This window comes from Bradyrhizobium sp. LVM 105 (genome assembly GCF_003957705.1).
Classification (GTDB): Bacteria; Pseudomonadota; Alphaproteobacteria; order Rhizobiales; family Xanthobacteraceae; genus Bradyrhizobium; species Bradyrhizobium frederickii.
Genome location: NZ_QZMV01000004.1, coordinates 90,257 through 102,334, shown reverse-complemented (window position 1 = coordinate 102,334; position 12,078 = coordinate 90,257). Strand labels below are relative to the sequence as shown.

11 protein-coding genes are annotated in these 12,078 nt (G+C 67.1%); all 11 read right to left on the bottom strand.

Annotated elements, in window-relative coordinates:
• Positions 1-118: 118 nt before the first annotated feature.
• The 11 genes from rseP to D6B98_RS12810 all read right to left on the bottom strand — a co-directional run bounded on the left by rseP (position 119) and on the right by D6B98_RS12810 (position 12,033).
• On the bottom strand, positions 119-1,270 hold the full coding sequence (gene rseP, locus D6B98_RS12860; protein ID WP_126257377.1) for an RIP metalloprotease RseP: 1,152 nt from the start codon (positions 1,268-1,270) through the stop codon (positions 119-121).
• A gap of 43 nt (positions 1,271-1,313) precedes the next feature.
• On the bottom strand, positions 1,314-2,537 hold the full coding sequence (dxr, locus tag D6B98_RS12855) for a 1-deoxy-D-xylulose-5-phosphate reductoisomerase (protein WP_126257376.1): 1,224 nt from the start codon (positions 2,535-2,537) through the stop codon (positions 1,314-1,316).
• Positions 2,538-2,541: 4 nt separating this feature from the next.
• Positions 2,542-3,384 (bottom strand): phosphatidate cytidylyltransferase, encoded by an 843-nt coding sequence (locus D6B98_RS12850; protein ID WP_126257375.1) that lies wholly within the window; start codon positions 3,382-3,384, stop codon positions 2,542-2,544.
• Positions 3,381-4,139, bottom strand: a complete 759-nt coding sequence (locus D6B98_RS12845; protein ID WP_126257374.1) for an isoprenyl transferase — start codon at positions 4,137-4,139, stop codon at positions 3,381-3,383. The genes D6B98_RS12850 and D6B98_RS12845 overlap by 4 nt, the downstream gene beginning before the upstream one ends.
• Before the next feature lie 12 nt (positions 4,140-4,151).
• Positions 4,152-4,715, bottom strand: coding sequence for a ribosome recycling factor (frr, locus tag D6B98_RS12840; RefSeq protein ID WP_126257373.1), 564 nt, complete (start codon positions 4,713-4,715; stop codon positions 4,152-4,154).
• Between the two features lie 68 nt (positions 4,716-4,783).
• Positions 4,784-5,500: a UMP kinase gene (gene pyrH / locus D6B98_RS12835; protein WP_126257372.1), complete on the bottom strand. Its 717-nt coding sequence runs from the start codon at positions 5,498-5,500 to the stop codon at positions 4,784-4,786.
• A 60-nt stretch (positions 5,501-5,560) separates the two neighbouring features.
• The gene (gene tsf, locus D6B98_RS12830) at positions 5,561-6,484 is read right to left on the bottom strand and encodes a translation elongation factor Ts (protein WP_126257371.1); all 924 of its coding nucleotides are present in this window, start codon (positions 6,482-6,484) and stop codon (positions 5,561-5,563) included.
• Positions 6,485-6,615: 131 nt separating this feature from the next.
• Positions 6,616-7,611, bottom strand: a complete 996-nt coding sequence (locus tag D6B98_RS12825; protein WP_126257370.1) for a 30S ribosomal protein S2 — start codon at positions 7,609-7,611, stop codon at positions 6,616-6,618.
• A 221-nt stretch (positions 7,612-7,832) separates the two neighbouring features.
• A complete protein-coding gene (locus D6B98_RS12820) occupies positions 7,833-10,415 on the bottom strand; it encodes a caspase family protein (protein WP_126257369.1) in 2,583 nt (860 codons plus the stop codon).
• A 202-nt stretch (positions 10,416-10,617) separates the two neighbouring features.
• Positions 10,618-11,145, bottom strand: coding sequence for a DUF2846 domain-containing protein (locus D6B98_RS12815; protein ID WP_164718566.1), 528 nt, complete (start codon positions 11,143-11,145; stop codon positions 10,618-10,620).
• Between the two features lie 144 nt (positions 11,146-11,289).
• Complete coding sequence (locus tag D6B98_RS12810; protein ID WP_126257368.1) at positions 11,290-12,033, bottom strand: carbonic anhydrase; 744 nt, start codon at positions 12,031-12,033, stop codon at positions 11,290-11,292.
• Between the last annotated feature and the right edge of the window lie 45 nt (positions 12,034-12,078).

The window sequence follows — 12,078 nt, the reverse complement described above, 5'->3', positions numbered from 1 at the left end:
TCCCCAAGTCGAGGCCGCTTGTAGCCAATTTCGCCGACGCCGCAAACGGCCGAAAGCGTCGTGATTTCAATTTCATTCCAAGACGTTGCTCAACAGCAACGCCACAAAAAAGCCTCCATCAAGATGCCGCCATCCGCAGGATGTCGTTGTAGGTCGCAAACACCATCAGCATCAGCACCAAGCCGAGCCCGATTCGGAACCCCATCTCCTGAGTCCGGTCGGACAGCGGCCGGCCGCGGACCACTTCCGCCGCATAGAACATAAGGTGGCCGCCATCGAGCAGCGGGATCGGGAACAGGTTCAGCAGGCCGATCGACACCGACAGCACCGCGCACAGGTTGATCACGAACTGGAACCCGGCGCTGGCCGCCTGCCCCGACATCTTCGCGATTCCCAGGACGCCGCTAACCTCGTTGGGATTGCCATGCCCGACGAACAGCGAGCCCAGGAACTTGAAGGTGCTGGTGATGATGAACCAGACCTGCTCGACCCCGATCTTGAGCGCCTCGCCCATGCCCACCGGCGCGGTGGAAGCCTCGCCAGCCTGAGCCTTGTGCTCGATGCCGAGCACGCCGAGACGGTGGCTGTTGCCGAACGGATCCTTGCGCTCGAGCAGCGCCGGGGTTGCCGTCAGCGATACGATCGTACCGTCCCGCTTCACCTGGAAGGCAAGCGCCGAACCCGCATTCATCGCAACGATTCGCTGCATGTCGGCAAAGCTCTCGATCGGCTTGCCGTCGATCTGGATGACCACGTCCCCAACCTTGAAGCCGGCCGCAGCCGCGGCGCCATCGGCGACGACGCCGTCGACGCGCGCGATCGTGCTCGGCTTGCCGTAATACAGGGCCATGCCGGCGAAGATCAGCGCACCCAGGATGAAATTGGCGATCGGGCCGGCCGCGACGATGGCGGCACGCGGACCGACCTTCTTGTGGTGGAAGCTGCCGGCGCGCTCCTCGGCTGTCATGGCCGCAAGGGTCTGCGCGGACGGCGTCGAGGCCTCGCTCTCGTCGCCGAAGAACTTGACGTAGCCGCCGAGCGGGATGGCCGAAATCTTCCAGCGGGTGCCACGGCGGTCGTTGAAGCCGATCAGCTCAGGTCCGAAGCCGAGCGAAAAGGTCAGCACCCGCACGCCTGCCCAGCGCGCGACCAGAAAATGGCCGAGCTCGTGGAAGAACACGACGATCGTCAGGACGAACAGGAAGGGAACCGCGTAGCCGAGGAGCCCATGGCTCAACGTATTGAAACTATGGGTAAAAAAATCGATCATCGAGTTCCCTCATCCAGCGCCGCAAGGCCCTGGTCCGAACCAACTAGGATGCCTTTAAGGCAATTTGAGGCAATAGGGCGGCAGCTCTATTTCGCGCAACATGGTCAACAGAGATTGCATCGTCTGCCGACGTCAGCGGTGCCTGGTTCCCGCTCCGGATCCAGTCGTCCAGTGTCGCCTCCACCAGCCGTGCGATCGCGCCGAACCGGATCTTGCCGGCGATGAACGCGGCGACGGCGACCTCGTTGGCCGCGTTGTAGACCGTGGTCGCCCCCTTCCCGGTCCTGAGCGAATCGAAAGCCAGGCGCAGTCCGGGGAAGCGCTCGAAATCGGGCGCCTCGAAGGTCAGCTGGCCGATCTTGGCGAGGTCCAGCTTGGCCGCCGGCCCCTTGATCCGGTCAGGCCAGCCGAGGCAATGCGCGATCGGGGTGCGCATGTCAGGCGCGCCGAGCTGGGCCACCACCGAGCAGTCGGAAAATTCGACCATGCCGTGGATGATCGACTGCGGATGAACGAGAACGTCGATTTCCTCTGGCGCAAGCGCGAACAGATAGGACGCTTCGATCACCTCGAGGCCCTTGTTCATCATCGAGGCGGAATCGATCGTGATCTTCTGGCCCATGCTCCAGTTCGGATGCTTCAGGGCCTGTTCGAGGGTCGCCTGCTCGATGTCCGCCGGCTTCCAGGTGCGGAACGGGCCGCCCGAGGCCGTGATGATGACGCGGACCAGTTCGTCGCGGTTGCCGGAGCTCAGCGCCTGGAACAGCGCATTGTGTTCGGAATCGGCCGGCAGGATGCATGCGCCCGCCTTGGCGGCACGCTGCATGAAGAAATCACCGGCGCAAACCAGACATTCCTTGTTGGCCAGCGCCACATGCGCGCCGCGATCGACCGCCGCCAGTGCCGGCTTCAATCCCGCAGCGCCGCTCACGGCCGCCATCACCCAATCGGCCGGACGCGCGCCGGCTTCGATCACCGCGCTTTCGCCGGCGCCGCATTCCGTGCTCGTTCCCGCCAGGGCGGCCTTGAGCTCGGCGAATTTGGAGGTGTCGGCGATCGCGACATAACGCGCGGAAAATTCCTTCGCGAGCTTTGCCAACGCCTCGACATTGCCGTTCGCCGTCAGCGCTTCGACGCGGTAGCGCTCGGGCGAGGCGCGCAGCAGATCCATCGTGCTGTCGCCGATCGAGCCGGTGGCGCCGAGAACCGTGACGCTGCGGACGGACGCCGCCGCAGCCTTGTTGTTTCGCAATGGGACCGCGCTCATATCCTCACCAAACCATAAGACCGCTTCCGGCGCTATGCACACCATGGCGGAGAAAGCCGATAATCCAGGCCGCCAGGATGGCGGCGACAAAACCGTCCAGGCGGTCCATAAGCCCGCCATGGCCGGGAATTAAGTGACTGGAATCCTTGACACCGAAGCGCCGCTTCACGGCGGATTCGAAGAGATCGCCGAGTTGCGACACCACTGAGAGGACGGCGCCGACCAGGAGCAGCGGAACTGCCTTGCCGATACCGCAAGCGGCAAAACCTCCGGCCACCGCAAGGCTCGCCACGAAGCCGCCGAGCGCGCCGGACCAGGTCTTCTTCGGGCTCACGCGCGGCCAGAGCTTCGGCCCGCCGATGCTGCGGCCGGCGAAATAGCCGCCGATGTCGGTCGCCCACACCACGAGCAGCACGAACATCAGCGCGGAGAAGCCGTTGACGAGGTCCTTGCGCAGCAGGATCGAGGCCAGCAACGCCGCCGCTGCGTAGGCAAAGCCCGTCGCGGCCCAGACGAACTTGCCGCGCGCGATCAGCGTCACGATCACGCCGCCGACGAGGCCAACGACGACGGAGGTCTTGAGCCCGCCAAAAGTCACGGCGGCGCCCATCATGGCGATGACGACCGTCCCTGCCCCGGTCAGCGCGGCCGAGCCTGCGCCGACCACCGTCAGCCATTCCGCGAACAGCCCGATCGAAACCAGGGTCACGAGCAGCGCCCAGAGCCAGCCGCCGGCATAAGCGATCGCAATGGCGAGCGGCGCCAGCACCAGCGCTGCGAGGACCCGCATCACCAGATTGCTCGGGGCAGGCTTGGCGCCCACCGGTGCGGAATCGTGTTCGCTCACGAGGCGGTTTTCGCGACCAGGCCGCCGAAACGGCGCTCGCGCCTGGCGAATTCGGCGATCGCACCTTCGAGCGCCGCCTTGTCGAAGTCGGGCCAGTGGATCGGCACGAACACGAGCTCGCTATAGGCGGCCTGCCACATCAGGAAATTCGACAGGCGCTGCTCGCCGCTGGTGCGAATGATGAGATCGGGATCTGGAATGTCGGGCGCATCGAGATGCGCCCCGAGCGTCTCGGCATCGATCGTAGCAGGGTCGCGCTTTCCTTCCGCAACCTCGCGGGCGAGCTTTTGCGCCGCTTTGGCGATCTCCTGCCGCGAGCCGTAGTTGAAGGCGACGACGAGCGTGAGGCGTGAATTGTCGCGTGTCAGCTCCTCGGCTTCGTTGAGCAACGCGCAGATGTCGCTCTCGAGCCCCTCGCGCTCGCCGATGATGCGGACCTTGACGCCGTCGCGATGCAGGCTCGCCAGGTCGTTGCGGATGAAGCGGCGCAGCAGGCCGAACAGATCGCCGATCTCGCTCGCCGGGCGCGACCAGTTCTCCGACGAGAACGAGAAGATGGTGAGATAGCGGATGCCGAGCTCGTGCGAGGCGCGCACGACCCGGCGCAGGGCCTCGACGCCGCGGCGATGGCCCTCCGCACGCGGCAGGCCGCGCGCGGCCGCCCAACGCCCGTTGCCATCCATGATGATGGCGACATGCGCAGGCGCCTCGGACCGATCGGGTCCTTCCGTTGCGGGCGCGGCGGCGTTGGACATGAAGGCGATGCCTTAAACGGTGAGGATTTCTTTTTCCTTGGCAGCCAGCAACTGATCGATCTCGGCGATGGTGCCGTCGGTCGCCTTCTGCACCTCGTCGGCGTGACGCTTCTGGTCGTCCTCCGACATCTCGTGATTCTTCTCGAGCTTCTTGAGGACGTCGAGGCCGTCGCGGCGGACGTGGCGCGCGGCGACCTTGGCGGCTTCCGCATATTTGTGCGCGACCTTCACCAGCTCCTTGCGCCGCTCCTCGTTCAGCTCGGGGATGCGCAGCCGCAGCACCTGGCCTTCAGTTGCGGGCGACAGGCCGAGATTGGAATCGACGATCGCCTTCTCCACCGCCTTGACCATCGACTTGTCCCAGACCTGCACCGAGATCAGGCGCGGCTCCGGCACGCTGACGGTGGCGAGCTGGTTGAGCGGCATGTGACCGCCATAGGCATCGACCTGCACCGGATCGAGCATCGAGGCGGAGGCGCGCCCCGTCCGCAAGCCGCCGAGCTCGTGCTTGAGCGACTGGACGGCGCCCTGCATGCGGCGCTTCACTTCGTTGAGGTCGAAATTACCCGTGGGCATCACGTTTCTCCTTCAAAATCCCGGCGACCGCTCCCGCGCCTTCCCTTGCGGGCGCGCCAGATCAGCCGTCAGCCGGCGACGATGGTTCCGTGGCCGACGCCGCGCAGAATCGCGCCGATCGACCCCGGCTCCGCGATCGAGAATACGATGATAGGCAGCGACGTCTCGCGGGCAAGCGCGAAGGCGGTCGCATCCATCACCTTGTAGCCGCCCTCGATCGCCTGCGAATGGGACAGCCGGTCAAACCGCGTGGCGGCGGGATCCTTCTTCGGATCGGCCGAGTAGACGCCGTCGACATTGGTCGCCTTCAGCACCGCCTGGGCGCCGATCTCGGCGGCGCGCAGCACCGCGGTCGTATCGGTGGTGAAGAACGGATTACCGGTTCCGCCGCCGAGCAGCACGATACGCCCTTCGGCGAGGTATTTGTGCGCCGCAGTGCGGGTGAACAGCTCGGAAATCTCGGGCATGACGAAGGCCGACAGCGTGCGCGCCGGCGTGCCCTTGCGCTCGATCGCCGCTTCCAGCGCGAGGCAGTTCATCATGGTGGCGAGCATGCCCATGGTGTCGCCGGTCGGGCGCGAGACGCCGCGGGCGGAGACCTCGACGCCGCGCACGATATTGCCGCCGCCGATCACGACCGCAACCTCGGTGCCGAGCTTGCGGGCGGCGATCAGATCATCCGCAACCCGGTCGACGGTCGGCTGGTCGATGCCAAAGCCTTGCTGTCCCGCGAGATATTCGCCGGACAGCTTGATCACGACGCGACGATAGACCGGATCAGTCATGAGCACCTTCCTTGTCCGGGCGCCGCTTCCGGCGGCACGCCGGAAGGAACGTTCCGGCGCTTACTTCTTGCCGCTGGCCGCGGCGACCTCGGCGGCGAAGTCGCTTTCCTGCTTTTCGATTCCCTCACCGAGAGCATAGCGCACAAAGCCCGCGATTTTCACGGCGCCGCCGACCTTGCCCTCGGCTTCCTTCACCGCCTGCGCCACCGACTTGCCGGTGTCGTGGATGAAGGCCTGCTCGAGCAGGCAGACTTCCTTGTAGTAGGTCTTCAGGCCGGACTCGACGATCTTCTCGATCACGTTCTCGGGCTTGCCCTGCTGGCGATATTTGTCGGCAAGCACGTCCTTCTCGCGCTTGACCACCGCCGGATCGAGGCCGGACGGATCGAGCGCGAGCGGGTTGGCGGCGGCGACATGCATCGCGATCTGGCGGCCGAGCGCTGCGAGCTCGTCGGCCTTGCCCGGCGATTCCAGCGCCACGATCACGCCCATCTTGCCGGCGCCATCGACGACGGCACCGTGGACGTAGTGCGCCACGACACCCTGGCTCACCTCGAGCGCAGCGGCGCGGCGCAGCGTCATGTTCTCGCCGATGGTGGCGATCGCGTCGTTGATCGCGGCTTCGACCGTGACGTCACCGACCTTGGCGGCCTTGATCTTCTCGACGTCGGCGCCGACGTCGAATGCGACCTGGGCGATCATCTTGACCAGGCCCTGGAACTGACCGTTGCGCGCGACGAAGTCGGTCTCGGAATTGACCTCGACCACGACGCCCTTGGTGCCCTTGGTGAGCGCGCCGATCAGACCTTCTGCGGCGACGCGGCCCGACTTCTTGGCGGCCTTGGACAGGCCCTTCTTGCGCAGCCAATCCTGCGCCGCTTCCATGTTGCCGTCGTTTTCGGTCAGCGCGGCCTTGCAGTCCATCATGCCCGCGCCGGTCGACTCGCGCAGGTCCTTGACCATCGCAGCTGTGATCGTTGCCATCGTTGAAAATCCTTTGTGCCTGCCGGTTCGCCGCGGCGTGGCATCGAAGCGCCCCGCCGCGGTCCATCTCAGGAATTCGCGTCAACTGAAATGGTGGCCGGATCTCATCCGGCCAGCCCATGCTCTCTCGACTATTCCGCTTCTGCGGTCAGCGCCTTGGCCTTGGCCACCCAGGCATCCGCGCGGCTCGGCAGACCGACTTCTTCGCCGATCGTGTGCGCGGTGTCGTGGTCGAGCTCGGCGAGCTGCCAGTAGTGGAAGATGCCGAGGTCGTTGAACTTCTTCTCGATCGCACCCGACACGCCCGGGAGCTTCTTGAGGTCGTCGGCGGTGCCGCGCGGACCTGCAAGGCCCTGGAAGCCGCTCGTCGACGCCGCCGGCAGTTCCTCGACGACCGGCTGGGTCGAGGCACCGACGTCGACGCCCGAATCGCCCTGGGCCCGCGAGATGCCGTCGATCGCCGCACGCGCGATGAGGTCGCAATACAGCGAGATGGCGCGACCGGCATCGTCATTGCCCGGCACCACATAGGTGATGCCCTTCGGGTCGGAATTGGTGTCGACGATCGCGGCGACCGGAATGTTGAGGCGCTGAGCCTCCTGGATCGCGATGTCTTCCTTGTTGGTGTCGATCACGAAGATCAGGTCGGGCAGACCGCCCATGTCCTTGATGCCGCCGAGCGAGCGGTCGAGCTTGTCGCGCTCGCGCTGAAGCGTCAGGCGCTCCTTCTTGGTGTAGGAGCTGGCATCGCCGCCCGCCAGCACGTCGTCGAGGTGACGCAGGCGCTTGATCGAGGCCGAGATCGTCTTCCAGTTGGTCAGCGTGCCGCCGAGCCAGCGCGAATTGACGAAATACTGCGCGCAGCGCTTGGCCGCGTCGGCGACGCCGTCCTGCGCCTGGCGCTTGGTGCCGACGAACAGGATGCGGCCGCCCTTGGCAACCGTGTCGCTGACGGCCTGAAGGGCCTGGTGCAGCATCGGCACGGTCTGGGCGAGATCGACGATGTGGATGTTGTTACGGGTGCCGAAAATGAACGGAGCCATTTTCGGATTCCAGCGGTGCGACTGGTGACCAAAGTGCACGCCAGCTTCGAGCAGCTGACGCATAGTGAAATCGGGTAGTGCCATCGTTCTATTTCTCCGGTTGGTTCCTCCGGAAACGTGTGAGCAAAACGGAGCGTTCTCGCCCCGGCTGCCACCGGACGGCCTTGTGAGCCATGTTTCCGTGTGAGATGGCGCGCTATATAGCGCCATTTCGGCCAGAAGCAAGGAAATAAGGCGGCGCTCGCGCGCGCCCGAAAGCTGCGGTCGCTACGCTGGCGCCGATTCCCGGCGCCCTCCTCGACCGGCTAGCACTTCGGCTGGCCGGGCGGGCAAGACTTCGGGGGAGGTCCGGCGGGCCGCGGCGGAGGCGGAGGCGGCGCCGCACGCGGCGGCGCGGCAGCCATTGGCGGCGGCGCCGGCCGCGCAACGGGCGGTGGTGGCGGCGCGGGCCGCGCAACCGGAGGCGGAGGTGGCGCCGGCCGCGCCATTGGGGGCGGTGCGGGCCGGGCCACGGGCGGCGGTGGGGCCGGCCGGGCCACGGCCGCGGGCGGAGGCGCAGCCCGTGGCGGCGGAGGCGGTGCGACCCTTGGCGGTGGCGGGGGCGTCGGTCGCGCCAGAGCCTGCGGATGCGCTGGCGGCGTGACGGGCTTGGCGGCCTGCGGCGGGCCGGGCCGATGATCCGGGACCCTGGACGGCTCCCGCGCTGCCACCGGCGGCGGCGGTGGAGGCGCCGCCGGTCTGACCGCGCTCGGGACCCCCGGCCGGCCGGTGGCCGCGCTCGGAGGCGGCAATGCGCCAGGCTGGGGACCGGCCGGCCTGCCACGCCGGTCAGTTGCGGACGGCGGCTGGTTGGGCGCCGGCGCGGTCGCCGCGTTCGGCTGCGCGGGCGGGATGTTGCCGGCGGGCGAGGTGGTGGTCGCAACGGGTTTGCCGGGGGGTGAGGCAGCGCCGGGCGCGCGCCCTGCACCAGCCGCCGGCGGCGGTCCGCCAGGGGTCCCGGGGACAGGCAATGTGTTCGCCTGCGGCAGCTTGGCGGGTGCTGGTGGGTGCGGCGTCGTCGCAGCATTGCCGGCCGGCGCCGGCGCGGTCGGACTTGGTGCGGCGTTCGGCGCGGCGACACCGGGCGCAACCCCCGCCCCCGTCGGCGGAGTGCCCGGAGTCCCCGGCGCCGGCAAGGTATTGGCCTGCGGCAGTTTAGCCCCAGCCGGAGGCTGCACTGTTGTGGTGGGAGCGACATTGGCCGGAGCTGGTGCCGGAATACCCGGCCTCGCCGTCGGCTGGATCGTCGCGCTCGGCGGCATCGGTGCCTTGCCCTGCTGGATCAGCGCGGCGCGCTGCGCGACCGCCTGCGGCACGGCCGGCCCTGCCGGATTGGCACGGCCGGCAACCGCCGGCGCCAGATTGGCCGGACCAGGTCCCGGCCCCGCGGCCGGCGCAGGTGCCGGCGGGCGATTGATCACAGTGTTGATCACCGTCGTATTATGGATGTTCTGGTAGATGATGTTGTTCGGCGGCGGCGCGACATAGACCGGCGGCCGGACGAACACCGGAATCGGCACGAACACCGGCTGTGGCAGCACGAACAGGCCGACCACCGGCAGCGGCGGCGCCAGCACGACGAAATCCGGCGGCGGCGGCGGCAGATAATAGACCGGCGGCGGCGGTGGCGGCGCGAAGCCGAAATCGGGGTCGCTGAAATACAGCACCGGACGGTCGAAATAGACCACCTCCTCCGGCGGCGGTGGCGGCACGTCGTAGTCCAGCATCGTGAAAGTCGGCGGCGGCTCGAGCGGCGCGGTCAGGATCGCGAGCCTGCGCCGGGCATCGCTCGCATGCGGCCCGTGCGGATAGCGGCGCAGATACGACCAATAGGCGTCCGGCGTATCGGCGCGATAGGTCCGCCGCCAGGTGATGGCTTCGCGGCGCGCCGCCACGATCGCCATCACGCGCTTTGCGAGCGGATCGCCCGGATAGGCCGCGAGGAATTCCTCATAGGCCGGCAGCGTGTCGCGCGCGAGCGCGGCGGCATAAGCGTCCTGCACGCCGAGATCGCGGATCGGCTTGCTGCGGATTGCGGCGACCTGGTCGGGTGCGGTCTCCGGCGGCGGCGCGTCGGGCCCGCGCTCGAAGAACGAGAACGGTGCCGAGATCTTCTGCTCGTTCCAGGGCACCTGCGCGCCCTTGCTGGCCTCGTTGACGCGCAGGCGGACACGGTCGAACACCTCCGACAGCGGCAGGCCGCCGGTGCGGATCATCTCGGCCAGCGACTGCGCATAGATGCCGTACGGCCCCGGCTCCTCCGGCGCGACAGTGCCGGGCGCCGCGTTGAACGCGATCAGCATGTTCGCGTCGGGCTCGACCAACGCCAGACCGCCCGCGATCCCGCCCTCGATGAACGGCTGCGCGCGGGCCGCGTCCAGCACAAGGATGTTGGCCTTGAGCGGAATCGCAGCGAGCTGACGCACATAATCGCTGATGCGCAGGGCCTCGGTCGGAATGTCTGTATCGCGCGCGATGTTGGAATCGACCGGGATGAAATAGTTCTCGCCGGCTAGCTGCACGCCATAGCCGGCAAGATAAATCATCGCGACGGTTCCCGGCCCCGAGGCCTGGGCCTTCTGGATGAAGTCGCGAAGACTCTTGCGCAGCGTGTCGCCGTCGAGATCGCGCGCTCCGACGACGTCGAAGCCGGCCGCCTGCAGCGTCTGCGCGATCAAGCCGGCATCGTTCGCGGGGGTTGCCAGCGGCGACTTGGCATAGGCGCCGTTGCCGACCACGAGCGCGATGCGCTTTTCCGGCTGCTGCGCGCGGGCCGCGTCCGGCGCGCCGGCGGCAAGGACCATCATCGGCAGGAGAAGACAAATGAAGACTCTGAACGTCCCACGCATGGCTTGCTTGCCCGTTATTCTTGTTGCGGTGCCACCACGCATCAGGCGCGCGGCCAGCTGAACGGCGCTTGAACGAAAAGCTCGGATTGAGGCGGTGGCGTGGCCGCGCCGCCGCTCGCGTCAGCTCCGCAGCAGCCTCACGGCGACCTCAAGTCAGCGTCGAAACGGCGCAAGGCTCCTTCAGGTCCCTGCGCAGCGCGCCTCACTCCACCGCTTGCAGCTCGGCGAGCTTCGTTCGCGCCGTCGCCTCGTCCAGCGCAACGAGTTCGGCCGGACCGGGATTGGCCTCGCCCGCCGTCGCGACGGAAACCGCTGCAAGCCCGATCAGACCGCCGAGGACCGCTCCGCCCGTCGTGGCATCGTGCCTGGGGCTGCTCCTGATGAGATAGAAATGCGTCCGGCCGGCTTCCATCACGATCTCGCGCTTGGTGTCGCCCGGAAACATCAGCTCCGTCACCAGCAATTCGTGGCGACCTGCCGGCCGATCGGCATAGGCATATTTCCCAGCCACCACCTTGCCGAGCGGCGCACCGTCGAGCTTCACCTCGCAGGCGCAGATGGCCATGCTGAGACCGTTCCGCTTGTCCTGGAGCAGGACGACGCGCGAATGTCCGGCGCGCGGAGGTCCGACTTTCTTTGATACAGAGGCAAAGTCGGTCCCGACCTGATCGCTGACACAGCCCACCAGCATCGCACCGACGGCCAACAACAACGCGCCCCGTCGCAACATCGCACACCCCAGTCCATTCCCCGGGATGCATGCTAGCTGGAATCAGCGACAGGTTGCAACAACGTCCGACAACCATCGCGGAGATCGCGCAGACCGGACGTCGGTGCTGCTGCACGCGACGCCCGGTGCTCCAAACGCCGGGCTTTAGCCCTGGGCAAGCAACTCGACGGTGCCCGTGCTCAGCCGATAGATACCGCCGACCACCTTGAGCTTGCCCTGCTCGACCGCCGCGTTGAGGATCGGCGCGGCCGATTTCAGCTTGGCAACGTTGTCGATGACGTTCTGGCGGATGGCGTTGTCGAGCGCGTTGCCGCTCTGTTGGGCCGCGGTCTTCACCGCCGGCGCGATCGCGGAGATCAGCGTGGGGATGTGTCCGGGCGGCGGCTTGTCGTCCTTCAGCGACTTGATCGTGGCGTCGACGGCGCCGCAATTGTCGTGGCCGAGCACCAGGATCAGCGGCGTGCCGAGCACGGCGACGGTGTATTCCATGCTCGCAACGGTCTCGTCGCCGGCAAAATTTCCGGCGACGCGGCACACGAACAGATCGCCGCGTCCGCTATCGAAGGCGTATTCGGGCGCGATCCGCGAATCGGCGCAGCTCAGAACGGCTGCGTAGGGATTTTGACCGCCGACCAGAGCCTCGCGCTCATGCTTGAAATCGTGGCGGCGCGACACGCCCGACACGTAGCGCGAATTGCCCTCCATCAGCCGCTTCAGCGCCGCATCGGGCGACAGCACGTTCTGGGGTTTCGGCGGCGCCTTCGCCTCCTTGGCCGACGCGGCCCCGCCAAACGCCGCGGCCCCCAGCGCGGAGGCGGCGAAAAGCATCATCGAGCGGCGGGAGGGAGCGAGCGATTGATCGGGATTTTCACAGCATTTGTCACACATGGTTGTTCTTCCTTGTTTCGCGCCGGGAAACAACTGATAGCTGTG